Origin of the sequence: Martelella mediterranea DSM 17316 (genome assembly GCF_002043005.1) — a bacterium.
Lineage (GTDB): Bacteria > Pseudomonadota > Alphaproteobacteria > Rhizobiales > Rhizobiaceae > Martelella > Martelella mediterranea.
On the sequence record NZ_CP020331.1, the window covers coordinates 129,839 to 154,719 of the forward strand.

The following is a 24,881-nucleotide window of genomic DNA, read 5'->3' on the forward strand; positions in this document are numbered from 1 at the left end:
CCTGGCGCTACCGTTACTAAGGCATTCAACTTACTGGCAAGCGCTGCCCTGAGCACAGCGCCAGCGTCTTTACCACAGTCACGGTCGCTTTCCGAGCGACCATTCGCACAAGACGCCCGCCGCCTCTGGAGGAAGCGGGCGATCTGATTCATTGGGCGCCGCAGCAAGCTACAGCATCGTCTGAGCGCCCCATCTACCGAGGTGCCCGTTGGAACCTCTGCCCGAACCGTTTCAGATCGGTCCTTCGTAGTCCAGGTAGGCCATCATGCCGCTCGCCATATGATAGAGGTGATGGCAGTGGAAGGGCCAGCGGCCGGGGTTGTCGGCGGTGAACGCGATATCGACCTTTGCCATCGGCGGCACATAGACCGTGTCGCGCAATGCCCCGTCCATCGCCTCGCCGTTGATGGCGACGACCTGGAAGTGATGGCCATGCAGATGCATTGGATGTCCCATCATCGACATGTTGGTCATGGAAAGCCGGATGCGATCGCCGCGGCGCGCGCGCAACCGGTCCGCGCCGCCGATCCTCCAGTCATAGCCGGACATGCTGCCGGAAAGGACGAGGTCATTGCTACGGGTTGTGGAGCCGGTTTCTGAAGCGGAAAGGCCGCGAAGCCGGCTTTCCAGCGTGAGATCCAGCACTGGGCCGTCTTGCGCCCCGAAGCCTGATACCCTGGTAACGGTCGCGCCGCGCGTCGCCAGGATGATGCCGGTCCGTTCGCGCGCGCCTTCGCGCAGCGCCAGAACCGGAAAGGCCCCGCCTTCGGCCGGAACGTCGAGCATGATGTCGAGGCGCTGCCCCATCGAAATCCCGAAGCGGGCGCCGGAAACAGGCTGGACCGGCTGACCGTCGACGGCCACCAGGCGGCCGGGAAGCGTGCCGGCGTCGATGGTGAAGTTGGTGGCGGCGGCGCCGTTGATGACGCGCAGGCGCACCCGGCCGCCCTTGTCGACGGCAAACACCTCCGGATCGTCCAGCGTCCGGTCATTGGCGAGGTAGGCATCGTAGTCGATGTCGTTCAGGTCCATCTGCATTCCGGGCATCGCCATGCCGGACATCGCCGTGCCGGGCATCGCCATGCCGGGCATCGCCATGCCCGACATGTTCTGCCCCTGCATCATCATGGCCTGGCCGCCCGTCATCCCGCCATGGCCGCTTCCGCCTTTCGTCAGGTCGGCGAGCAATTCCTCGGGCGAACGGAACGAGAAGTCGTGGAGCAGGATGACGACGTCCTGGACATCGACCTTTCTGTCTTCCTCCGAAAGGATGATCAGCGGCGCTGCCAGCAGGCTCTGTTCCTGAAGCGTATGGGCGTGCATCCAGTGCGTGCCGCCGGCGGCGAGCGGGAAAGTGTAGCGGCGTTCTTCCCCCGGTGCGATCATCGGCGCCGGATTGTCGGGCACGCCGTCCATCTCCCATGGCGGCGTCAGCCCGTGCCAGTGAACGAGCGTCGCCTCGTTGCTGTTGTTTGCTAGGCGCACATCGAACGGGCGTTCCCCCTCAAGGGTGAGGCCGGGCTTGCCGCCGGGCCCGGTAAGGCCGAAGACGCTGGCAGGCTGACCGTTCACCTCGATCGTGCGGTTGGTGATCTGAAGGTCGATGGGCGTCTGCTGCGCCCGCGCGGGGCTGGCCCAGGCGATAGGCAGGCCGGGTCCGAAGGCTGCCGCGCCAAGCGCGAGCCTCTGCATGAATTGTCTGCGATACATGATCGTTCTCCCGATGGCCGGTCATCGGACCGGCATTGTCACATGAAGGATGGCCGGCATGGCCGGCAGTTCATGCGAGGGTCCGGGGAGGTTCGAAATCGGGAGGGACGGGATGACCTTTGAGGGGGGCGGAGAGATCGAGGAAGGTGACGTCCCTGACAACAGCAGCCGGAGGGCCCGACGGCTGCACGGGCGGGATGCCGGCCTGCAGGCTGCAAACCGCAAGGCAGCAGTCTTTCATGAGGTGTCGATCGCTCCGGTGGTCCATGTCATGCAGGGCGCCGGCGGGCTGCGCCTGGGTGATTGCGGTTTCGGGCGAGGTTGCGCAATGCGTGGCGGCGCTCGCCGCGGAGGGCGAAAGCACGCCGAGAAGCATGGCCGTGACAATGCACAGCACCTTCACCGCCGCTCTCATTGTCCGCATGTATCCCATGTCCAATCCATTCGCCGTGCGCCGGAATGCCTCTGCACGCCGACGATCCGCGGACAGTGCCGGGCGATCATGGCCGATCTTGGGCCGTGTCGCGGCGTGCTGCGGGTCCTGATGCATAAGCCGTCCTAAAGCTTCGTCGCCCGCAACCTCAGCGCATTGCCGATGACCGAGACCGAGGACAGGCTCATCGCCGCGGCCGCGACGATCGGCGACAGCAACAGGCCGAAGAAGGGATAGAGGATCCCGGCGGCAAGCGGCACGCCCGCGGTGTTGTAGACGAACGCGAAGAACAGGTTCTGGCGGATATTGTCCATCGTCGCCTCCGCAAGGTGACGGGCTCGGACGATGCCGGTCAGGTCGCCCTTGACCAGGGTGATGCCGGCGCTTTCGACCGCGACATCCGCGCCGGTGCCCATGGCGATCCCGACATCAGCGGCCGCGAGCGCCGGCGCATCGTTGACCCCGTCGCCGGCCATGGCGACCGCGTGGCCGTCGCGGCGCAGGCGCTCGATCAGGTCGTGCTTGTCCTGCGGGCTCACCCCGGCATGGACCTCGTCGATCCCGAGTGTCCGCGCCACGGCTTTCGCGGTTGCCTCGGCATCCCCTGTTGCCATCACGATACGCATGCCCGCTTCGTGCAGCGCGCGGATCGCATCCGGCGTGGTGTCCTTGATGCGGTCGGCGACGGCAACAATTCCGGCAGCATGGCCATCGATGGCGACGAACATCGCTGTCTTGCCCTCGCCCTGAAGCGTGGCGACCCGTTCCCGCAAGACGCTGACATCGATGCCTTCCGCCTCCATCAGCGCGGCGTTTCCGAGCGCCGCCTTGCGTCCGTCAACCGTCCCGGTCACGCCCTGACCGGTGATGGCGTCGAAATCGCGGCTTTCGCGTTCCGGCGCTTCCACCTCCCGTGCGCCGGCGACGATCGCTTCGGCGAGAGGATGCTCCGAGCCGCGCTCCAGCGCTGCCGCAATCGAAAGCAGGTCCATGCGGTCGCAGCCGTCCTGCGGTTCGGCATCGGTGAGCGCGGGTTTGCCCTCCGTCAGCGTGCCGGTCTTGTCGACCACCAGCACGTCGACCTTCGAAAAGCGTTCCAGCGCCTCTGCGTCGCGGATCAGCACGCCCGCATTCGCGCCGCGCCCGGTGGCGACCATGATCGACATCGGGGTTGCAAGTCCCAGCGCGCAGGGGCAGGCGATGATCAGCACCGAAACCGCCGCGACGAAGGCATAGGAGAGGGCGGGCGAGGGGCCGAATGCCAGCCATGCCAGAAAGGCGATCGCCGCGACGGCCACGACGGCCGGCACGAAATAGGCTGCCACCCGGTCCGCCATCGCCTGGATCGGCGCCCGAGACCGCTGCGCCTTCGAAACCATGTCGACGATCCGGGAGAGCGTCGTCTCCGCGCCGACGCTTTCTGCGCGCATCAGGAAGCTGCCGTTCTTGTTGAGCGTCCCGCCGGTCACCGGCTCGCCCTCGCTCTTTTCCACCGGAACCGGCTCGCCGGTGATCATGCTTTCATCGACTGAGGAGCGGCCCTCGGTGACGACGCCGTCAACCGGCACGCTTTCGCCGGGGCGCACGCGCAGCACGTCGCCCGCCTGCAGCGTTTCGACGGGCACGTCCTCCTCGCCGCCATTGGTGACCTTGCGCGCGGTCTTCGGCGCGAGATCCAGAAGCGCCCGGATCGCATCGCCCGTCCGTTCACGCGCGGCAAGCTCCATCACCTGACCGATCAGCACCAGCACGAGAATGACGGCAGCGGCTTCAAAGTAGACCGGGGCCATGCCCATGGGGTCGCGCATCGCCGCGGGAAACAGCCCGGGCGCGACAAGCGAGACGACGGAGAAAAGATAGGCCGCCCCGGTTCCGAGCGCGATCAGCATCCACATGTTGGGGCTTTTGTTGACGATCGACGACCAGCCGCGCTGGAAGAACGGCCAGCAGATCACCATGACGGGCGTCGCCAGCGCGAATTGCAGCCAGCCGAACAGCGTGTGGCCGAACCAGTCCTCGAAGGGTAGTCCCAGATGGCTGCCCATTTCGAGCACGAAGACGGCAAGCGCCAGCGGCGCGGCAATCATCAGTCTTCGCTTGAAATCGACATATTCGGGATTGGGGCCAGCATCCACGGAAGGCGTCATCGGCTCCAGCGCCATGCCGCATTTCGGGCAATTGCCGGGGTGATCGCGCACGATCTCGGGATGCATCGGGCAGGTATAGAGCGTGCCCTCAGGCTGCGCTTCGGCCTCGACGTGCCCGGCGGCAAAGCGCTCCGGATCCGCCTCGAACTTCGCCTGGCAGCCGCCGGAGCAGAAGTAATAGCTTTCGCCGCCGTGCTTCGCCATGTGGCGCGCGCTGGCGCGGTCGACCGTCATGCCGCAGACCGGATCCTGAGCACTCAGATAGGCCGTCGGGTCTGCCGCGAAGCGATCTCGGCATTTTTCCGAGCAGAAATGAAACAGGCTATGTTCATGCTTGGCAGTCGGCTTCCCGGCGTCCGGTTCGACCGTCATCCCGCAGACCGGATCGCGCGTTACAGTCGCACTCACAGCATGTCCGTCGTTGCCGGATCCTGACCAGTGGTTGGTGTGCGAATGCTGCATTGTGTGGCCTCCTGATGATGTCGGTTTTCCACAATATGATCCTTCCAGCAACTGGAAGGTCAAGGCCGGTGATGCAGGTCTGGTGAACGTAGGGCCTTGTGGACCTCTTCCGGTGACTGCAGGTTTCCAGATTGCCACGGCGACAGCTTAAGGCGTGAAGCCCATCATCGAACATTTCAGAGTGATTTGATCCAACCAGACATTTTCCGTCGGCGAAACGCAACGCTATGGGTGACGATGACGGGGTGGTCTCCCGACCAGGGAATTACGAACCGCCGCGACCCTCTGACCCCGGTGATGTCAGGTTAACGGAGGCGAGTTCGGATTCGACCGGCTCGAAGTGATCATGCGGCGATCCCGGCCATGCCCTTCCAATGTGCGAGCGCCCTGAGACGATGCAGGTGGACGTCGATGGCGGTCTTTTTCAGGTGGGTTGGGACGAAGAGATTTCGGACTGCGGAGAAGACGCTGGTGAAACGTTGCACTGCGCCTGCCGAACGGAACCGCTGCATCACCCGCTCCCGTTTTCGCAGCGGCAGGTGCGAGTTTTCGGCTCGATTGTTCAACCCCTTGTGCGATCAATGCTCGACCGCCGGCATGATCTGGCGCCTCGCAGCACCATAGGAGCCAAGCTTGTCTGTGACGATACACTTGGGTACGCCTCCCTGCTTCGACATCAGCCGGATCAACAGACGTTTGGCAGCCTTGGTGTTCCGGCGTACCTGGACGATCTCGTCGAGCACATAGCCGTACTGGTCGACGGCCCGCCAGAGCCAGTGTTTGCGGCCGCCGATTGTCACCGCGACCTCGTCCAGGTGCCATACATCCGTTGGGTTCGGCGCATTGCGGCGCAAGCGGCGAGCATAGACTGGCCCGAACTTCTTTGCCCAGCAGCGGATCGTCTCATAGGAAACGATGATACCGCGCTCCAACAGCATCTCCTCTACCAGACGCAGGCTCAGTGGAAACCGGAAATACAGCCAGACCGCATGGGCGATCATAGATGATGGGAAACGATGGCGCTTGTAGCTGACAGGACTTTGGCTCATGACCGCTAGATATCTGCAAATCTTTCAGCTTCGGTTAACCTGACATCACCCCGGCGATGGGCCAGGGAATTTCAATCCCCCTCTCGTCCAGCCATGCCGTTTTGTCGTAAACCGCGTGCAGGAGGCAAAGGCCAACAGACGTTCTGGACGGGGCTTCCAATGACAAATGGAAGCCGGCGACCATTCTGGTGCAAACATCGATAGCAATTGTCAGCACTGGCCGTCCGATGGGCTGACGATACTGTTCATCGACAACGATGACATCGACGATTGTGTGGTCGATCTGCCAAAGAGCGTTCGGCTTGGCAACAGATAACTGGCCAGGACTTGGCGTTGATGCAGCTTCGATCTCTCGTTCCCCGCGCTTGCGGGCCGCGGAAATCGGGATCAGTTCCGAAACTCTCCGTTGCACTGTTCTACGGGCCGGAGCAGACAGGCCCTCTGCAAGGCAGACTTCCCGGATTCGTCGTAATAGTGCAGCAAAGCTCGGCCTTTCCTTCTTGAGCCAGAAGTCATCCACTTGTTCGGCAATAACCCGCTCCGTTCTCGGGTACAGACGGGTCACGCCTTCCTTCGTCCCGCGTTTTTTGGGTTTGAGGCTTGAGATGCGCTGCGTTTTTCTAAACCGCGCAACGAGCCGAAATAACGTCGAGTGCGGAATACCATATTCTTCACGTGCCTCTGCGACCACCTCAGCAGTTACCGTTCCACCGCTACGGCGCAAAAGATCTCGAAGGAATTCTTGTGGATCGTCGTCCCCAGTGTCTTGGCCGTTTTCGGGGGCTTCGAGGGATGAAATCATACGCCGACATTACGGTCGATCGACCGGTCGATTGACCTGCCACTGAGTTTTCATCGGGCTGCGATTAGAACCTGGGCGGTTTTGGGATACGCCAAATGGCGCGGTGTAAGCAACCGGCGGAAACGCGAAGCTTCCATATTGCGTAGCGTTGGAGCCGGTTGCGGTGATGGTTTCGGCATAGCCTGCCGGGGTCTGGTATCCGAGCGATGAGTGCGGTCGGAAATGGCTGAAATCATCTACCCATTCAGCAATGACGCTTCGGGCATGGTCGAGGCCGAAGAGCAGGCTTTCATTGAGCAGTTCGTCGCGCATCCGACCATTGACACTCTCGACATAGCCGTTTTGCATCGGCTTTCCAGGTGCGATGTAGTGCCACTCGACATTGTGATCCTTGGACCAGGCGAGGATGGCATTCGAGGTGAATTCCGTGCCGTTGTCTGAGACAATCATGCCGGGCTTGCCGCGCCGCTCGATCAGCGTTGTCAATTCTCGTGCGACACGGCGACCAGAGATCGACGTATCAGGAATTGCTGCCAGGCATTCGCGCGTCACGTCATCGACGATGTTGAGCACGCGGAAGCGTCTGCCGCAGGCGAACTGATCGTGGACGAAATCCAGCGACCAGCGGGCATTTGCCTGTGCTTCGACGAGGATCGGCGCACGCGTTCCGACAGCACGCCTCCTGGCTTTGCGCTTGCGCACGGAAAGACCTTCCTCCCGATACAGTCGGTAGATGTGATTGACGCCGGACGGCTCTCCATCACGCCGAAGCAAAATGAACAGCCGTCGGTATCCGAAACGCTGCCGCTCATTCGCGAGATCGCGCAGCTTCGTTCGCAGTTCGACCTCCGGCGGTCGGCAAGACCGATACCGAACCGTCTTGCGGTCGGCGGAAATGATTTGGCAGGCCCGCCGTTCCGAAAGACCCATGGAGGCCTTCAGATGCGCAACGGCTTCACGCTTGGCGACGGGCCCTACCATTTTTTTGCTAGAAGCTCACGAAGCGCGGCTGTGTCCATCATCTGCTCGGCGAGCAGCTTCTTCAGCTTGGCATTCTCGTCTTCTAGCGCCTTCAATCGCTTGGCCTCGGACACTTCAATGCCGCCAAATTTGGCTTTCCAGTTATAAAACGTCGCTTCTGAGGCTGCGCGTGCCACCCCAGGAGGCGTCGATGGCGAAGATTTCAAGCGCATCCCGGGCCGCGGCGATATGCGGTATGACTGCTGCGCAGAACACCACGCTGAATACGCCGCTCGACCCGAGAAATTCGCGCTTCCATAGCGCGTGGCCGGGAAAGCTCTCAAGGGCGGGATGCAGGACCGCGTCGACCAGACGATGGCGAAGGTGTCAAGCCACTTTTCCCGCGCGGGATGATCGGCGCGCCATTCCAGCGGCTAACGTCAGTCCAGATAGCCCAACGCCGCTGCAAGGGTGATTTGCACCAGCCTCGCGTGGCGGGGATCCGGAATGTCTGGTTCAAAGGCGGCGAGGGCGCGTGTGATTTTGCCGCGCTGATGCGCCAGCCAACGCTCGGAGGTCTGACCGGGCTCGCGGAACCGGTTTTCGTGACTGACCAGCAGTGCGATGTCGGTGATCCGGTCCGCCAGCCGCGTCCGGATCAGCGCCCGAAACCGCTCCAGCCCGGCCCGGGTCAACAGCGATGTCGGTGAACAATTCGATATCGAGGATCGTATCATGATCGAACAGACCGTCGAGCAAATAGACATGCTCCGCGCCCATTCATTGGACCGCCGGATGTTGGATTTTTCCCGCTCTGGCAGTGCACCCTGAAACGTCGGTGATTATCTGCCCACGGATTTGCCGCGGATCCAAACATCCTCGAGCGTAAGGTCGGGAGCTAGAACGACGAAATCGGCCATGGCATTTTTTGCGATTCGGCCTCGTTCTCGCAGTCCAAGATAATCCGCTGCAACGGTCGAGCATCGTCTAGCCGCTTCTGACGGCTCGAGACCGATTTCGATGAAATTCTGAAACGCCTGCAACATGGTGAGGCAGGAACCGGCGAGCGTGCCGTCTGCAAGGCGCAGGCCGTTTCCGCATTTGTGTGCTGTCACTTCGCCGAAGGGGTAAGTCCCGTCCGGTGCTCCCGTGGCGCGCGACGCATCTGTCACAGCATAAAGGCCTGGGATCGCGCGCAAAGCGACGCGCATCGCGCCGGGATGGACATGCATGAGGTCGGGGATGATTTCGGCATTGTCCGCATGTGCGAGCGCCGCGCCGGCGAGACCCGGGGCGCGGTGATGCAGCGCCGACATCGCATTGAAGAGATGCGTGGCGCCGCTTGCTCCGTGACGGAACGCCCGTTCGGCGGTTTCATACTGGCAGGGACTGTGACCGAGCTGCGCGCGAATGCCCCGTTCGCGAGCAATGCTCAGCAGAATCTCAGCCTCGTCGGCCTCCGGCGCAAAGGTAATAACCTTGATTGGGGCGCATGACATAAGGTCATCGAGAAAGGCGCGGTCGACCTTTCGGGTCTGCGGCGGCTGGGCGCCCAGCATCTCGGCGCTGATGAAGGGGCCCTCCAGATGTACCCCGAGAATCGTGGCGCTGTCCAAGCCGGGGTCGGCCATGACCTCGGCAACCGCCAGTAAGGCCTTGCGGAGCGTTTCGGGCTCCGCCGTCATGGTCGTCGCCAGCATCGCCGTTGTGCCGGATTGAGCGTGGAAACCGGCGATTCGCCGGGCCGCAAGGCTGCCATCCATGATGTCGTCGCCGTTGCCGCCGTGACAATGAAGGTCGATGAATCCAGGAACGATCAACGGACCGTCGTTGCCGACGGTCGTGCTGATGTCAGTGATCCGGCCGTTCTCGACCGTGATGCGGCCGAAAATCGGTCCGCTTTCCGTTAGGATTCGGCCTGCAAGAGCGGTCATGAGAATCTCCGAATGACGTATTGATTATTATGATATGTTGTTATAACCTATTTTTCGTTGACCGGAAGCGGTCGCGGATAAAAAGGGGAATTTTTGATGTTGAGAAGAGCCTGTCTCATCCCGGCTGTCGTCGCCATGGCTGCCGCCGGAAGCGCTGCCGCCGCGCCTGTTGAAGTAACATATCTCACCCATTGGTCGCCGGACACCGTTTCATTGCTTGAGGACGCTGCTGCGGCCTACAGCGCGGAAAACCCGGACGTGTCGATCGTTGTCCGCGCAGTGCCGTTCGGCGATCTCCTGACGACAATCCGATCGCAAGGCGGCGGCGCCGGCCCGACGATCTCAGGCATTTATGACCTGTGGCTGCCGGAACTGGTTCGCGACGGTCTTGTTGCGCCCGCGCCGGAGACGGTCTCGCAAGATGTGCGTTCGGCCTGGCCGGCAGGGGTCGCTGCCGCAGCTCAGGTCGACGGCACGGTCTATGGCATCCCCAATGAGATCAACGTCTATGCGCTCAACTACAACAAGGCGCTTTTCGAGGCGGCCGGCATCGACGCGCCGCCAGCGACCTGGGACGAGCTTCTGACAGACGCCGAGGCGCTGACGGACGCGCAGAACGGCCAGCAGGGCTTTGGTCTCATCAACTCGTGGTCCTCCGGCGTGGTTCACCCCTTCGCGTCGCTGCTCGTGTCCAATGGCGGCGCGCTTGTCGTCGACGGCAAGCCAGCGCTTGATACGACCGAAGCCGGCGAGACCTTCGCGCTCTATCAGACCTTGACCGAGAACGGCTGGTCTGTGCCGCAGATGGGGACCGCCGATGCCAATACGACAGGCCCCTATCTCGACAACTTCGTCTCCGGCAAGACCGCCATGATCATCATGGCCAACTGGTGGGAAAGCGCGCTGAAGGGCGGCATGGGCGACGCTTTCCAGAACATCGCCACGGCTGGCATACCGGTTGGCCCTTCGGGCACCGAAACAAGCTCGATCTCCTATTCCTGGCTCACCGTCGTCAACGCCAAGGCGAGTGCTGACGAGCAGGCCGCGGCCTGGGACTTTCTGTCATGGCTCAACGGCGAGGGCACCGGCCAGAACGGCGCATCGGCGATGTCCGATATCCTGATGTCGATGGGCATCCTTCCGTCGCGCGGCTCGGATGTGGCCGCAAACGAGAGCGCGCTCGGGCGGCCGTTCCTCGAAGGCTATCTCGACGTTCTGGGCAATGCGCAGGCCTTTCCCGTCGTGCTCGGCGGCCAGGAGTTCACCGAAGCGCTGCAGCAGGTCATCGAGACGCTGGAATATGGTCAGGTCGATGCTCGGGAGGCTCAGGCCAACGCTCAGGCCGATGCTGCATCCATTCTTGAACGGGCGGCGCGCTGATCGCCTGTTGACATGCCGCGCCGCGAAAAGTCTGCGGCGCGGCAAACTTCTCACCGGCGAGCCGAGACCGGCTCGCCTAAAGGCCGCAAGGCCGGAAACAGATACTGCAGGCGATAATGCGAGCAGCCCGGACCTTCAACCTTTCCATCATGCTTGGGCCAGCTACAGCCCTGATCGGCGTGTTCATTCTTGTGCCCATGGTGCTGACCGTCTGGCTTTCGTTCCATGAATGGTCATCGCAAACGCCGTTCTCCAGCGCCCGGTTCGTTGGCCTTAGAAACTATCAGGATCTGTTTGGACCAATCTCGGTTGGCCGCGATTTTCGCCGGGCCTTCTTCAATACGGCGATTTACACCTGCGTCTCCGTGCTCGCGTTGCTGCCGCTTTCGGTCATGCTCGGCCTTCTTGTTCACCAGAAGCGTGCGGCCGGCGGCCAGATGTTGCGCACTGTGCTGTTCGCGACCTACATGGTTCCGATGATCGCGGTCGCGCTCGTCTGGTCCAAGCTCTACTCGCCCAGCGAGGGGCCGATCAACCAGATCCTCGGCTGGTTTGGCCTTGGCCCGCAGCCGTGGCTTTCCTCGCCTTCCACCGCGCTCTATGCGCTTGTCATACTCAATGTCTGGCAGCAGGTTGGCTACTTCACCGTCCTCGCCATCGCCGGGCTCACGCAGATCCCCAAGACGCTTCATGAGGCTGCCCGCATCGATGGCGCCAATCCGGTCCAGTCCTTCTTCGGAGTGACGCTGCCGCTGTTGCGCCGGACGCTGCTTTTTTCCGCCGTGATCGCCGTCATCAACGCCGTGCAGGTTTTCGAACCCGTTGCGCTGATCACGCAGGGCGGGCCCGCCGGCTCCACCAACGTGCTCACCTACCACATTCGCCGGGTCGGCATCGAGCGGGCACAGGGCGGAATGGGCTCGGCCATGGCGGTCATGCTGATGTTGTCCCTGATCGTCGCGATCTTCGCGATCTTCGCAATGAACCGCAAGGCGGAGGAGCAGTGATGACCAGATCCGGATCCCTGGAACGAGCGCTCTTGACGGCGCTCATCCTGACAATCGCCGTCATCGCCGCCTTTCCCATTGTGTGGATGGTGCTGTCGAGCCTCAAGACGCCGCAGGAAAGCATGCAGGTTCCGCCGGTCTGGCTGCCCCGCACTCCGAATTTCTCCGCCTTTAGCGAGGTTTCCGATGTGATCGGCGCCGGTCGGTCGATGATGAACTCCGCCATCATCGCCACCGTCGCAACGGCGGGCATCCTGATAACCTCGCTGATGGCCGGCTATGCTTTCGCCAAATATCGGTTCCGCGGCCGCAGCATTCTGTTTGCCCTTCTGGTCGGCACCATGTTTCTGCCGCCGATCGTGACCCTCATTCCGCTTTACAGGCTGATTAGCGAAATAGGCTTCAACGGTTCGCTGGTGGGCGTCATTCTGCCGAACCTCGCCAACGCGTTCGGAATATTCCTGATGCGCCAGTTCATCGCCGGCGTTCCCGATGACCTTTTGGATGCCGCGCGCGTTGACGGCGCCTCGGAGATCAGGATCGTCTTCTCCGTCGTCGCTCCGGCCGTTGCGCCGGCGATTGCGGCGCTCACCCTGTTTGCCTTCGTCTATCAGTGGAACACTTATCTCTGGCCGCTGACCGTGCTGCAGGGCAATACCGACAACTATCCGATCGTGCTCAGCCTCGGGCGGCTTTTAAGCTACAATCGCGGCGCCATGAATACAGGCCTCGTCATGGCGGGCGCGACGCTTGCCGTGCTGCCGCCGCTGTTCCTGTTCGTTTTCCTGCAGAAATTCTTCGTCGACAGTATTGTCAGTTCGGGGGTGAAGGGATGAGCCGCGTACTTGCGATCGACCTTGGGGGAACCAATCTGCGAGCTGGCCTGGCGGAGGCCGGCAGGATCAGCCTCGATTGCCTCCCGGAAATCCTGGCGCGCGCGCCGGCGCCCTCTTCTCTTTCGGCGTTCATAGATGTGGTCGCGCCTCTGGCCGCGCGCGATGATGTGGCAGCCGTCGGCATCGCCATTCCGGGTCTCGTTTCGGCAACGCGGTGCCGCTGGGTTCCGAACCTGCCCTGGCTCGACGGCATCGATCTTCAGTCGCTCTTTCCCGCAAAGCCGGTATTTGCGGGAAATGATGCGCAGTTCTCGCTGGTCGCGGAGGCTGCGGCGGGCGCTGCCCGGAGCGCCTCAAACGCCATTCTTCTGGCGATCGGGACCGGTATCGGATCCGCGCTGCTTGCCGACGGCCGCGTGGTGCGCGGCGATGGCGGGGCGGCGGTCTCTTTCGGTTGGGCCTGTGCCGATCTTGAGGCTGCCGGCTACGAACGCCATGGCTGGCTTGAACGGCAGGCTTCGGGCACGGCGCTCGACCAGGCCGCGCGCTCGATCGGTCTGTCCGATGGCAAGGCGCTTGCGGATGCCGCAAGAGACGGAGCGCCACAGGCGCTCAGGGCCATTACCGCCGCTGCTGAAGCCCTTGCGACAGCCCTTTCGGGCGCTGTTGCGCTGACCGGCAGCAGGCGTGTTGTGGTCGCTGGCGGCGTTTCCGCGTCGATGGATGTTCTTGGGCCGGCGCTCGTCAAGCGCCTCCACCTGCTGCTTCCGCCCCACCTTCGCGATACCGTGGTGACCTCCGGAAGCTTTGGCGAGTCGGCGGCGCTTTGCGGCGCGGCGCTCGCTGCACGCAATCACCCAGCATGGGATGACAGAAAATGACCACTGAACTGCCGATCCGCAAACCCAACCGCAATCGACCAGAGCCATTGTGGCACCAGACGGAGCAGGCCCTCAGGGCGCTCATCGTTCAGGGTGACTGGAAGGATGGCGAGCAATTGCCAAACGAAACCAAGCTGACCGATATGCTCGGCGTCAGCCGGATCACCCTGCGCCACGCGCTGCGGCGCCTCGAGGAGGCAGGGCTTTTGCGCAGGGAGCATGGCCGCGGCACCTTCGTGCGGCGTTCGACCATCGTTGCCGGCATTCGCGGGCTTACAAGCTTTACCGATGAAATGGCCAATCTTGGCGAGACCATAGGCACGAGGGCCACGGAAGCCATCGAGATGCCTGCGGACGAGGAAGTGGCCGAGGCGCTGCAGCTGCAGCCCGGCGACCAGGTGATCAGGCTTCGCCGTCTGCGGCTCGGCAACGGCAATCCGATGGGCATACAAACCGCCTATCTCCCCACCGCTCGCGTTCCCGGCCTTCTGCCAATAACGGGCGAACTGCCCTCACTCTACAATCTCCTGCGCGACCGCTACGGCATCGTGCCGACGGAGGCCGAGGAGCTTTACCGGGTCGGAACGATCCTTCCGGAGGATGCCGCGCTTCTGGAACAGCCCGCCGGGAGCCCGGCCTTCATCGTGCGCAGAACTACGTTCGACGCTCATGGCCCCTTCGAACATGTGCAATCCACCATGCGGGCGGACCGATACGAAATCCGCTCGAAACTCTTCTACTGACCAAAGGAAAGGCAGAATTCAATGTCGCTTTATATCTCCCGTCTCACTGCGCTCGCGAACGAGGCCGCTGAAGTCAACGAGGAAAGCCTGGACAAGGCCGCCGCGTTGATGGCCGAGACCGCTGCGGCGGGCGGCCTGATCCATCTCTATGGTTCCGGGCATTCCGTATTGCCGGCCCAGGAGACATTTCCCCGTTACGGCTCCTTCATCGCCTTTCATCCGCTGACCGATCCGCGCGTGATGTGGCACAATGTTCTTGGCGCCGGCGGCGTGCGCGAACTGCTTTGGCTCGAGCGCACCGAAGGTTATGCGGAGAAATTCCTCGATCATCAGCCGATCAACGACGGCGATACGCTGGTTGTGTTCGGCCATAGCGGCACCAACGCCTCTGGAATCGACACCGCGCTCTACTGCAAGAAGCGCGGCGTCAAGGTCATCGCCATCAACTCTTCTTTCAACAGAAACAAGAAGTCCAAGCATTCCTCCGGCAAGCTTCTCGCAGACACCGCCGATGTCGCCATCGACACCCGTTCTCCGGTTGAGGACGCGATCGTGCCGATCGATGGCTGGAGCCGTCCGGTTTCCGGGTCGTCAACTGTTCTGGCCATGATCCTGATGCACGAACTCGTTGCGCGCACGGCTGAAAAGCTCGCCGAGAAGGGGATCGAGCTCCCGGTCTTCGCGTCGCCGACGATCGAGGGCGTGACGCTCAACGACACCGACGAAATCTATGGTCAGTACAAGGAACGACTGATCGAGGCCCAGTCGAAGCACTTGCCGTTCTTCAAAGAGCGGATGAGCGGCAAGGCCTGATCGGCGGGGTTGGAGCGTCGTGCGAAAAAGTGGAATCCGGTTTTTCGTTAACCCGACTCGTCAAAATAAAGGATCTAAAGCATCGGGCGATGCCGATTAATCGCCCGGTGCTTTAGCCGCCAAGGAGCGCGGCGCAATGCCGCGCTCCTTGTTCAAAACAATGTGGAAGTGACAAATGGCCGAAGTGACGCTGCAAAAGGTCGCCAAATCCTATGGCGATGTCGATGTCCTGAGCAATATCGATCTCTCGATCGCCGATGGCGAATTCTGCGTTTTCGTCGGTCCGTCCGGCTGTGGCAAGTCAACGCTTCTGCGCATGATCGCGGGCCTGGAGGATATCAGCAGCGGCACGCTCACCATTGGCGGCAGAGTGGTCAACCGGCTTTCGCCGAAGGAGCGCGGCATCGCCATGGTATTCCAATCCTATGCGCTCTATCCGCATCGCACGGTGAGGGGCAATATGGAGTTCGGCCTGAAGCTTTCGCGGATGTCGGCCGAGGAGCGAGCCGAACGGATCGCGCGCGCTTCCAGGATGCTGCAGATCGAACATCTGCTTGATCGACGGCCCTCCCAGCTTTCCGGCGGGCAGCGACAACGTGTCGCCATCGGTCGGGCGATTGTGCGCGACCCTTCGGTCTTTTTGTTCGACGAGCCTCTTTCCAATCTTGACGCCGCGCTCAGGGTCAGCACCAGACGCGAAATCGCCGACCTTCACCGCAAGCTCGGCACGACCATGATCTATGTAACGCATGACCAGGTCGAAGCCATGACGCTTGCCGACCGTATCGTGGTGCTCAACGAAAAATCGGTGCAGCAGGTCGGCACGCCCATGGAGCTCTACCATCGACCGGGTAACATCTTCGTCGCGAGGTTCATCGGTTCGCCTAAAATGAATATCTTCCAGGCCGTGGTGAAGGGCAGCGACGGCAAGTCCCTGTCACTGGAGATCGAAGGTCTCGGCGCCCTTGTCGTACCCGGGAACCGCCGCGACGTTTCCGAAGGCGCGCCTGTTTTTGTCGGGCTGCGTCCGGAGCATATCACCCTGGAACCGGCCGAAAGCGGGTTCACGGGTCAGGTGGCCGCAGTGGAGCAACTCGGCGACGAAACCCTCGTCGAGCTCAGACCCGCTGTCGGCGAGCCGATCATGGTCAAGGCGGGCGCCAGCGACATGCCGCGCTATGGCGAAGAGGTCGCCTTCAGGGTTGACAGCAGTGCCGTCCACCTGTTCGACAAGGACGGTTTGGCTATTCAGCAACCATTCCGAGATCCGGTTTCCTCGGCATTCTGAGAACGTGCGGCTTTTCGCTGCCGGAAACAGTCGAACCCCTAGAGCGGTTCAAAAGGCAGATGGCCTCAGGCAATCCTGACCTCGTCATTTCCGGTTGAGTGCAACGCGGCATATCGGGCCTCCAGTGTCGCCGTATCGGTGACATCGCCGAAGAACAGGTAGAAATTGACCAGCGCGGCAGCATGTTCGTCGTCGCGCAGGCTTGCGCAGGCATCATGAACCATTGTCGTGCGGTAGTTCAGCATCATCGCGTCACGCGCGGAGGATTCGCAGCAAGCATTGGTCATCGTTCCTGCGATCACGACGGCCTCGATGCCGCGGGCCCGGAGAATGCCGTCAAGATCGGACGCGCCCTGAATGAAGGCGCTGTACCGGGTCTTGCCGACGACGATGTCGTCCTTGCGAACGTCGAGCCCGGGCCAAAGGGCCGACCCCTCGGACTCTTCGGCAAGCGCTGCCGAACGCGCGGCGAAACGCTCTGGCGTCAATAGGGTGCGGTGAAAATGCGGCAGGGTCAGCAGAGCTCCTTCTGAAAACAACGTCCGCACCCAAACGACCAATCCCCCAGCGCCGCGCAGCGACGCGGCAAGCCGATTGATGGCTGGAACGATTTCACGCGCCGGAGGGGTTTCACCGCCAGCCCCCGGGGCCAGAAAATGGTTCTGCATGTCGATTACCACAAGCGCGGTCTTGTCGGCGGGTACCATGTGATGGACAACCGGCGCGGCCTGCCGGGCAAGAACCCGGTCCGTGGCCCATTGCGGCATTTCAAATTTGTGCATGCATGCTCTCCTTTTGTGCAGTTGCACCATCGGGGTGATCAAAATCCTGCCACGATTGGCGGTCGCCCGAGCATGGCATCGCGTCAGTATATTGTATACAGTACACCAAAAACAAAAAAGTCGGAAGTGGCATGTCTCTTGCATTGCCGAAACCGGGCGCCGATTGCGCTGAACTATACCAGAAAGGGAATGGCAATGAGCATCCGTAATATCGTAGCTGGCGCATTTTGCGTTGCAGCAATGGCTGTCGCGCCACACGGCGCTTCCGCTGAACCAGTGGAGAAGATTGCGTTCATGGAGGTCATCCACTCGCTGTTTTATTCACCGCTCTATGCGGCATTGGGGCTCGGCTACTTCGAGGACGAAGGACTTGAGTTCGATCTCGTCGCTGCCCAGGGTAGCGACAAGGCGACCGCCGCCTTGATTTCCGGAAACGCCGATATCGTCCTCGCCGGCCCGGAAACCGCTGTCTATATCGAAGGCGGACAATCGCCGGAGAAAATCCGCATCTTTGCGGGGCTGACGGCCACTGACGGCTCCTTCCTCGTCGGTCGCGAACCCGATGACGCCTTTGACTGGTCGGATCTGAAGGGCAAGACAGTGCTCGGTTGGCGCCAGGGCTCCGCGCCTGCCATCTTCTTCGAAAAGGTGCTGAAGGATCACGGCCTCGACCCCAAGACGGATGTCGAAATCATCACCAACGTCGCCATCCCCGCGCGGCTTGGCGCATTCATGGCCGGAACGGCTGATTACGGTACCTTCTTCGAACCGGACGTCACCAAGATCGAGGCGAGTGGCGACGGCTTCGCGCTTGCCAATGTCGGAGAGGCCGCAGGCCAGATCGACTACACCGTATTCACCGCTACCGAGAGCTATATCGCCGAGCATCCCGAGGTGATTCAGGGCTTCACCAACGCGATTGCCCGAGCCGAGGCCTGGATCGACGAGACGCCGGTCGATGAGGTCGCCGTCGTTCTCGAGCCCTTTTTCCCCGGCGTCGATCCTGCCGAACTGGCCAGTAGCATTGAACGCCAGCGTGCGGCGGGCGTGTGGAAAACGACGCCTCTCGTCACCCCGGAAGCCATCGACAGTCTCCAGGAACTTCTGATCGGTGCGGGCGTGCTCGAAGCCGGCAAGAAGGTTGCCTATGAAAGCATCGTCGACCCGAGCTTTGCGGAAGCCGCGCAATAGGGTCCGGCAAGGAGCAGGATATGACAACACCCAAGATCGAGTTCAGAAACGTCAACCTTCGCTACTTCACCGAAAAGGGCGAAACGCTGGCGTTGAAGGATATCAATTTCAGCGTCCAACAGGGCGAATTCGTCAGCATTGTCGGTCAGTCGGGCTGCGGCAAGAGCACGCTGTTGTCGCTGCTTTCGGGCCTGATGCGCCCGACCGAGGGCGAGGTGCTGATCGACGGCGTTCCGGTTTCCGGCCCCTCGCCGCAGGTCGGTTTCATGCTGCAGCAGGACAGCCTGTTCGAGTGGCGCAGCATTATCGAAAACACCGTGCTCGGCCCTGAGATCCGCAGCGAAGCCAAGGACAAGGCGCACCGGAGGGCAACCGACCTGCTGACACGCTATGGTCTTGGCGAATTTCTGCATAGCAGGCCGTCGGAGCTATCCGGCGGCATGCGCCAGCGCGCCGCGCTGGCCCGCACCATGTGCCTGCAACCGGATATCCTTCTGCTTGATGAGCCGTTCTCGGCGCTTGATTTCCAGACGCGGCTGTCGATCGCCGACGAGATTGACGACATCATTCGCACCGAAAACAAGACGGCCATTCTCGTCACCCACGACATTCCGGAAGCGATTGCGATGGCCGATCGCGTCATCGTGCTCAGCCGCCGGCCCGGCCGCATCCGCTCCATCCACCCGATTTCATTCCCGAGCCATGGCGACAATCGCCCCGGCAGTTTCGATGCGCGCGAAGCCGAGGAATTCCCGGCCTATTTCAACACCGTCTGGGAGGAACTGGATGTCCATGTCGAGTGAAGCAATGGCAAGCGAAGTGAAAAACACAACCCCGCAGTCTTCCGCCAGCCCGCAATATCGCGCCTGGCAGGCCGCGCGCCGTCGCAACAAGGGCCAGATCGTGGCCGCACAAATCGGACTGGTTCTGGTCTTCCTTGGACTGTGGGAGCTCGCACCGCGCATGCATTGGGTCAATCCGATGCTGACCAGCTACCCCAGCGCGATCTGGCTCGCCTTCATGCAGATGATCAGGGACGGCGAACTCGGCCATAACGTGATGGTGACGCTGACGGAGGTCGCCATCAGCTTCGTGATCGCCATGGTTCTTGGCACGATGATCGCTATCGCCCTGTGGATGTCGCCGAAGCTCGAGCGCGTGCTCGATCCGTTTCTGGTGGTGTTGAACGCCCTTCCCAAGATCGCGTTGGTCCCGATCTTCTACATCTGGCTGGGCGCGGAAGGATCGATCTACGCCGTCGCGGTCGCGGTTGCCCTCTTCATCACCATTCTCATGCTCTATACCGGCTTCCGCCAGTCGGATCCCAACAAGGTGAAGCTTGTTCATATTCTCGGCGCCACCCGTCTGCAAATCCTGACCAAGGTCATTCTGCCGGGCAATACCCACACCTTCATCGCCACGCTGAAGGCCAATGCAGGCCTTGCCCTTGTCGGTGTGATCGTCGGCGAGTTTCAGGCGTCCAAGGCCGGACTCGGCTATCTAATCGTCTATGGCAGCCAGATCTTCCGCATGGACATGGTGATGGCGGCAATCGTCATGCTCGGCTTCATGTCGCTTGCGATCTATGCGCTGATCCAGTGGGCGGAGAACCGCTTCACCAGAGGTGGCGGCCACACAGGACACTGACAGTTGCATCGAAAGGCTACCGGGGACTGGCGTAACCGCCCGGAGAGAAACAGACTAGCAATCAGCTGGTCATATTGTATACAGTATGCAAAAATGGACATTCGATATGATTGATACGTTTTTCTCCGTGGGCGGCGAACGTTGGCTTCTTGCAAGTTTTTTTGTGTTCACCGGCGCATGCCTTCAAGGCGTCAGCGGCGTCGGCTTCGGCATGTTCGCGGCGCCGATTCTTGCAATTGTTGACCCAGAACTCGTTCCGGGGCCGATGCTTTTCCTGGGTCTCATCATCGCTGTTCTGGCGGTCATACGCGAACGTCAGAGCCTCGACATGAGGGGTTTGGGATATGCCTTGGTGGGACGCATCCCCGCCTCGCTGGCGGCGGCGGCGATGATGGGTCTGCTGCCGGTTCGCATCGTTTCCATCCTGTTTGCACTGGTAATCCTCGCCGGCGTCGCCATGAGCCTCTCCCGGCTTGACATGAGACCCTCTCCGGCCCGACTGTTCGGGGCAGGCTGCGTCTCTGGTTTCATGGGAACGCTCACCTCGGTCGGCCTGCCGCCGATTGCGCTCATGTACCAGCACGCTCCAAAGGCAACGCTGCGGGCCTCGCTCGGCGGCTTTTTGATCTTCGGGACGTTGATTTCGATTGCAGCGCTTTCGTCCGCTGGACGTTTCAGTTTGGATGACGTCGCGCTTGGCGCCTGGCTGATCGCTCCGCTTTACCTCGGCTTTTGGGTTTCGACACCGATTGCGGCCAAGGTATCGTCCAGGACGGTGCGCTACCTGGTTCTCTGCCTTTCTGCGCTTGCGGCCCTATTGCTGCTATTGCGGCAGTTCACGCTCTGACCCGCTGGAAACGGAGCGCACTCGCCTTAGATGCGCCTCGCCGGCGCCAAGGACATGCGCCATTGCCCGTTCGGCGGCAAGTTCCTCATCGCCGCCGACAATCGCCTCAAGAATGCCCGCATGCTCTTCCCAATTTCTGGCCTGCCGATCCGGATTATCGGGAGAAAACAATAGCGCACTTCGCGCGCGCAAAGCGCCAAGCATCTCCGAAAGCAGCTGATTATTGTTCGCCTCGGCCAGCGCTTCGTGAAATTGGTCATTGAGTTCGCGCAACCTCATGTGACGGCCAGCATTGACAGCGCTTTTGCCGCGCTCAAGAATGGCCGTCGCGTTTTTGAGGGTTTCTGGATTCCCGTGGCGGGCGGCAAGCCGGGCATTGTGCGATTCCAGAAGTGCACGGATCTCGATGATTTCCTGCACCTTTTCCGGGGCAAGTTCGGCCACGTGCGCGCCCTTGCGGCTGGAAACATCGACCAGCCCCTCGGAACTGAGCGCCCGGATAGCCTCGCGTACAGGGTTACGAGAGACGCCATATTCTTCGGCGAAGCGCTCTTCGACGAGCCGCTCGCCCGGCTTCAACCGGCCGCTGATGATCGCCGCGCGTATCTCGCGATGCACGAGATTGTGGAGCGAGTCGTGCCGCTCGCCGAGCCGTTTTCCGGCCATCCTTGTGTCTTTCATCGCGGCAATTCCTCTGCATCGCTGGCACTCCATGGCTAAACCAAAGTGCCGGCCAATAAAAGCGCTTCGTTGATTGTCTATAGTATACCATATGGCGTCGGATGGAATGTCGTGGCGTGGAATGTGAAAGAGGTTGGCGACGGGGTCATGGATGGAGACGAAACGCTGGAGATGTCGGGCATGATGTCGCGTTTTGCGGCACCATAGGATCGCAGCTTGTCGGTGATCATGACGCGTGGTGAATTCCCCTGTCCTTTGAGAAGCTTTCGCATCAGACGTTTGGCAGCCTTGGTGTTGTGGCGGCTCTGTACCAGCACGTCGAGAACGAAGCCATCCTGATCAACAACCCGCCACAGCCAGTGCTTCTTGCCGCCAATGGAGATGACGACCTCATCGAGGTGCCATTTGACGCCGAGCTTCCCGGCTGAGCGTCGCTGGATTTCATAGGCAAAGTACCGACCGAATTTCTCAACCCAAAGGCGCACTGTTTGATGCGAGACGATGATCCCACGCGCCGCCAGCAGATCTTCGACCATTCGAAGGCTGAGCGGAAACCGGGAGTATAGCCAGACGGCGTGGGCAATCACCTCATCTGGAAATCGGTGGCGACGATAAAGGGGTTCACGGACAGAGCTGGTCATACCGCCAGATCCCACATTTCGGTGGACCGCCGGTTAACTTTACAGTGCCCGCAGGCTGATCTACACTACGAATTCCATTGAGGCGCTCAACTCGAAAATCCGCCGTGCCGTCAGAACGCGCGGACACTTCCCGAGCGATGAGGCTGCGGCCAAGTTGATCTATCTGGCGCTCAATGCTACCTCAACCGAATGGAAACGTTCAGTGCGAGAATGGCACGCCGTCAAAAGCGAGCTCGCAATTATGTTCGAAGAACGTTTCCCTATGTCCTGAAACAACGCAAGGGCACAAAATTCTAAACAGTCTCCAACAGCCTGCTTCTGAGGAGGCTCTCAAAGGCACTTGATATCGCCGTGTGTGCGAACTCAGGAACCGCCGAAACCATTGCCTTCGACGAAGCATTCTTCAAACGCTTCGAGCAGGTCGCCATCGCCCGCCGACCCGATCAATGCGGCAATCGCCGCCGAGATCGGCCTGTCGCCGCGCACCGTCGAGGCCAACCGGCTGCGGCTCACCCGTACGCTCGGCCTCGCCAACAGCGCCGAACTCCTCGCCTGGTTTCTCAACAGCGAGCAGTAGTTGCCGGAAGAAGGCTGAAAGGCCTCTTCTTGGACTGTCCGAAATTCATACACTACAGAACGCGCTCAATTGATATTATCGATGCATTCGCTCTAATGGTTTCATGGAGGTCGCGATCAGAGTGTAAGCCTCAATGGTTACAGCTCTCTGGCGGGCTGTCTTTTCGGGAGGAGAAGATGGAGCGCATTGCACGGAAAAAGGAATGGGAAGACTTCATGTCCACGGGACAGGCGCCCGCGGCCATGCGTCATGACGTTCTGGAAAGCTGGAGGCGCTCTCTGCGCCACGCGGTGGGCGAGCGCACGCGCGCGCCGGTGCTCGATGAGGAACGCCTTGAGGGTCGCCGCGCCCGGGCGCGCAGGCTTGAGCTTGCCTCGCAAAAAGCGATAAACCGAGCTGGAAGCCTACTGATCGGCACGCGCGACATTCTTCTGCTCAGCGATGATTCCGGCGTCGTGATCGAAGCGGCCGGCGATCCGCACACGCTTGCCGAGGCGCAGGAAAATCATCTCTATACGGGCGGCCAGTGGGTCGAGGAAGCGATCGGAACCAACGCGATCGGAACCGCGCTTTATCTCGGCGTGCCGACGCTCATTCGCGATGCCGAGCACTTCTGCGAGGCGATCCAACGCTGGAACTGCGCGGCGACGCCGATCATCGAACCGGGAACCGGGCGGGTCATGGGCGTGCTCGACATTTCCTGGCCCGGCGGCATCATGCAGCCCAACGCCGTCGCCCTTTCATCCGCGCTCGCCTTGCAGGTTGAAACCGAACTCACCCAGATGCTTGGACGTGAACGCGAACGGCTGCTGGAATACTCTCATATTCGTCGTCTCAGGCGCGGCAATGATCAAACGCTTGTCATGGATCGCAATGGCTCGAGCGTGTTCTCCACCGAGGACTTCGCCCGGTTCTGCGAGGATGACGACTCCCTTCGACAATTGCCGAAGCTCCTGCCCGCGCTGATAGACCAGCCTGCCGAACAGATTGGCGAGGTTCTGGGCGAATGCCTGAACGGCGCCGATTTCGAGGTGATCGAAAATCAGGGCGAGGCGATCGGCGTCATGGTCTCGCTGCGCCGTTCGCGTCCGCAGGCCCGCAGTTGGACCGGAATGGAGTTGCGGCAGATCGCGCGCGCCGGACAGGTTTCCGCCGAACTTTGCGCCCAGGCCGAGAGACTGGCAGAGACGCCGATCCCGATCCTGATCGAAGGTGAGACCGGAACGGGAAAGAGTTCTCTGGCCAAGGCGATCCATAATGCCAGCAGGCAATCGCAAGACCCCTTCGAGGTGATCGACTGCGCCCAGTTGACCGAGGAAAGCTTGCGCGCATTGATCGCAGCCGCCCGCGACGCCGAGGGCGGCGGCATTCTGTGCCTTTCCAGCCCGGGCGCGGTTTCGCCATCGCTGCAAAAACTGCTGTTCACGCTCGTGGACCTGGTGTCCGAACGCGGGGGCAGGGTCGTCGCGCTGTCGGCCCGCTCGCTTTATGACGAGATGCGCGCCAACAATTTCCGCAGCGACCTCTACTATCGGATCGCGGGCGCGCGTCTCCACATCCCCCCGCTTCGCGAACGCCCGGAAGAAATCGGGCCGCTGCTACGATGGCTCATCCAATGCCATGCGACGGAGACCGGCAGACGCGAGCTGCGTTTTACATCCGGCGCCATGACCGCATTGCAGAACTATGCCTGGCCGGGCAACCTGATCGAGATGCGCAATCTGATCGCCGCACTCGATGCACTCTCGCCAAGCGGGCTGATCTCCGAGCGCATGCTCCCCCGCGAGTTTCATCAGCGCGCTCAGATCAATCGCACGGAAACGCTCCGCGATGTCGAACGCGCCGAAATCCTCGGCGCGGTGAAGGCGGAAGACGGCAATCTCTCCCGCGCGGCAAAACGCCTCGGAATTGCCCGCTCGACGCTCTATCTCAAGCTCGACAGCTACGGCATTTCGCGCGAGCGAAGGGATTGATTACGCGTCCGCAACATGTCCGTCCGGACGGATGAAAACCGGACACTTTCGGCATCCATAAAAGGTGCATCCTCTCCATCGCGGCCGTGCCCTCTCG

Annotated in this window: 22 protein-coding genes and 4 pseudogenes; 14 read left to right on the plus strand and 12 right to left on the minus strand. The window is 61.4% G+C overall.

What is annotated here, in order from left to right:
* Positions 1-231: 231 nt before the first annotated feature.
* The 9 genes and pseudogenes from Mame_RS22390 to nagA all read right to left on the minus strand — a co-directional run bounded on the left by Mame_RS22390 (position 232) and on the right by nagA (position 9,497).
* Positions 232-1,710, minus strand: a complete 1,479-nt coding sequence (locus tag Mame_RS22390; RefSeq protein ID WP_018066921.1) for a multicopper oxidase family protein — start codon at positions 1,708-1,710, stop codon at positions 232-234.
* A gap of 70 nt (positions 1,711-1,780) precedes the next feature.
* On the minus strand, positions 1,781-2,134 hold the full coding sequence (locus Mame_RS22395) for a hypothetical protein (protein WP_155122257.1): 354 nt from the start codon (positions 2,132-2,134) through the stop codon (positions 1,781-1,783).
* 134 nt (positions 2,135-2,268) lie between these two features.
* A complete protein-coding gene (locus Mame_RS22400) occupies positions 2,269-4,752 on the minus strand; it encodes a heavy metal translocating P-type ATPase (protein ID WP_018066923.1) in 2,484 nt (827 codons plus the stop codon).
* A gap of 344 nt (positions 4,753-5,096) precedes the next feature.
* Positions 5,097-5,801, minus strand: a pseudogene (locus tag Mame_RS22405) (IS6 family transposase).
* A 34-nt stretch (positions 5,802-5,835) separates the two neighbouring features.
* Positions 5,836-6,603, minus strand: coding sequence for a DNA-binding domain-containing protein (locus tag Mame_RS22410; RefSeq protein ID WP_079921024.1), 768 nt, complete (start codon positions 6,601-6,603; stop codon positions 5,836-5,838).
* 50 nt (positions 6,604-6,653) lie between these two features.
* Positions 6,654-7,745: pseudogene (locus Mame_RS22415) on the minus strand (IS3 family transposase); the annotation flags it as partial.
* Positions 7,726-7,935: a PLP-dependent transferase gene (locus Mame_RS26820; RefSeq protein WP_155122282.1), complete on the minus strand. Its 210-nt coding sequence runs from the start codon at positions 7,933-7,935 to the stop codon at positions 7,726-7,728. The gene Mame_RS26820 and the pseudogene Mame_RS22415, both read right to left, overlap by 20 nt.
* Before the next feature lie 68 nt (positions 7,936-8,003).
* Positions 8,004-8,258: a glutathione S-transferase family protein gene (locus Mame_RS22420; protein ID WP_018067545.1), complete on the minus strand. Its 255-nt coding sequence runs from the start codon at positions 8,256-8,258 to the stop codon at positions 8,004-8,006.
* Between the two features lie 147 nt (positions 8,259-8,405).
* Positions 8,406-9,497: an N-acetylglucosamine-6-phosphate deacetylase gene (gene nagA, locus Mame_RS22425; protein WP_018067544.1), complete on the minus strand. Its 1,092-nt coding sequence runs from the start codon at positions 9,495-9,497 to the stop codon at positions 8,406-8,408.
* A gap of 96 nt (positions 9,498-9,593) precedes the next feature.
* On the opposite strand from nagA, the gene Mame_RS22430 reads away from it, so the two are divergent.
* From Mame_RS22430 to Mame_RS22460, 7 genes are all read left to right on the plus strand, one after another.
* A complete protein-coding gene (locus Mame_RS22430) occupies positions 9,594-10,877 on the plus strand; it encodes an ABC transporter substrate-binding protein (protein ID WP_033411284.1) in 1,284 nt (427 codons plus the stop codon).
* Positions 10,878-10,993: 116 nt separating this feature from the next.
* On the plus strand, positions 10,994-11,884 hold the full coding sequence (locus tag Mame_RS22435; protein WP_018067542.1) for a carbohydrate ABC transporter permease: 891 nt from the start codon (positions 10,994-10,996) through the stop codon (positions 11,882-11,884).
* Complete coding sequence (locus tag Mame_RS22440; RefSeq protein ID WP_018067541.1) at positions 11,884-12,720, plus strand: carbohydrate ABC transporter permease; 837 nt, start codon at positions 11,884-11,886, stop codon at positions 12,718-12,720. The genes Mame_RS22435 and Mame_RS22440 overlap by 1 nt, the downstream gene beginning before the upstream one ends.
* Positions 12,717-13,601, plus strand: coding sequence for an ROK family protein (locus Mame_RS22445; protein ID WP_018067540.1), 885 nt, complete (start codon positions 12,717-12,719; stop codon positions 13,599-13,601). The genes Mame_RS22440 and Mame_RS22445 overlap by 4 nt, the downstream gene beginning before the upstream one ends.
* On the plus strand, positions 13,598-14,344 hold the full coding sequence (locus tag Mame_RS22450) for a GntR family transcriptional regulator (protein WP_018067539.1): 747 nt from the start codon (positions 13,598-13,600) through the stop codon (positions 14,342-14,344). The genes Mame_RS22445 and Mame_RS22450 overlap by 4 nt, the downstream gene beginning before the upstream one ends.
* Before the next feature lie 21 nt (positions 14,345-14,365).
* Positions 14,366-15,157 (plus strand): sugar isomerase domain-containing protein, encoded by a 792-nt coding sequence (locus tag Mame_RS22455; protein ID WP_018067538.1) that lies wholly within the window; start codon positions 14,366-14,368, stop codon positions 15,155-15,157.
* A 175-nt stretch (positions 15,158-15,332) separates the two neighbouring features.
* A complete protein-coding gene (locus tag Mame_RS22460) occupies positions 15,333-16,445 on the plus strand; it encodes an ABC transporter ATP-binding protein (RefSeq protein WP_018067537.1) in 1,113 nt (370 codons plus the stop codon).
* Positions 16,446-16,510: 65 nt separating this feature from the next.
* On the opposite strand, the gene Mame_RS22465 is transcribed toward Mame_RS22460, so the two are convergent.
* Complete coding sequence (locus tag Mame_RS22465) at positions 16,511-17,269, minus strand: cysteine hydrolase family protein (RefSeq protein ID WP_210162302.1); 759 nt, start codon at positions 17,267-17,269, stop codon at positions 16,511-16,513.
* A gap of 252 nt (positions 17,270-17,521) precedes the next feature.
* On the opposite strand from Mame_RS22465, the gene Mame_RS22470 reads away from it, so the two are divergent.
* The 4 genes from Mame_RS22470 to Mame_RS22485 all read left to right on the plus strand — a co-directional run bounded on the left by Mame_RS22470 (position 17,522) and on the right by Mame_RS22485 (position 20,912).
* A complete protein-coding gene (locus Mame_RS22470; RefSeq protein WP_018067535.1) occupies positions 17,522-18,418 on the plus strand; it encodes an ABC transporter substrate-binding protein in 897 nt (298 codons plus the stop codon).
* A 20-nt stretch (positions 18,419-18,438) separates the two neighbouring features.
* Positions 18,439-19,221, plus strand: a complete 783-nt coding sequence (locus Mame_RS22475) for an ABC transporter ATP-binding protein (protein ID WP_018067534.1) — start codon at positions 18,439-18,441, stop codon at positions 19,219-19,221.
* A complete protein-coding gene (locus tag Mame_RS22480) occupies positions 19,211-20,065 on the plus strand; it encodes an ABC transporter permease (protein WP_155122259.1) in 855 nt (284 codons plus the stop codon). Before Mame_RS22475 ends, Mame_RS22480 begins: the two co-directional genes overlap by 11 nt.
* Positions 20,066-20,171: 106 nt before the next feature.
* Complete coding sequence (locus Mame_RS22485) at positions 20,172-20,912, plus strand: sulfite exporter TauE/SafE family protein (RefSeq protein ID WP_018067532.1); 741 nt, start codon at positions 20,172-20,174, stop codon at positions 20,910-20,912.
* Here Mame_RS22485 and Mame_RS22490 read toward each other — a convergent pair.
* Both Mame_RS22490 and Mame_RS22495 read right to left on the minus strand, forming a co-directional pair.
* Positions 20,889-21,491 carry a GntR family transcriptional regulator gene (locus Mame_RS22490; protein WP_235726887.1) on the minus strand — a complete coding sequence of 201 codons (603 nt, stop codon included), beginning with the start codon at positions 21,489-21,491 and terminating at the stop codon, positions 20,889-20,891. The two genes, Mame_RS22485 and Mame_RS22490, sit on opposite strands and share 24 nt — an antisense overlap.
* Before the next feature lie 219 nt (positions 21,492-21,710).
* A pseudogene (locus tag Mame_RS22495) lies at positions 21,711-22,234 on the minus strand (IS6 family transposase); the annotation flags it as partial.
* Positions 22,235-22,283: 49 nt separating this feature from the next.
* Between Mame_RS22495 and Mame_RS22500 the strand changes: the two are divergent.
* From Mame_RS22500 to Mame_RS22510, 3 genes and pseudogenes are all read left to right on the plus strand, one after another.
* Positions 22,284-22,505 (plus strand): annotated as a pseudogene (locus Mame_RS22500) (transposase); the annotation flags it as partial.
* A 111-nt stretch (positions 22,506-22,616) separates the two neighbouring features.
* Entirely contained in the window at positions 22,617-22,811 is a 195-nt protein-coding gene (locus Mame_RS22505) for a helix-turn-helix domain-containing protein (RefSeq protein ID WP_018067530.1), read from the plus strand.
* 215 nt (positions 22,812-23,026) lie between these two features.
* Positions 23,027-24,784 (plus strand): sigma-54-dependent Fis family transcriptional regulator, encoded by a 1,758-nt coding sequence (locus Mame_RS22510; RefSeq protein ID WP_236953510.1) that lies wholly within the window; start codon positions 23,027-23,029, stop codon positions 24,782-24,784.
* Positions 24,785-24,881 lie beyond the last annotated feature (97 nt).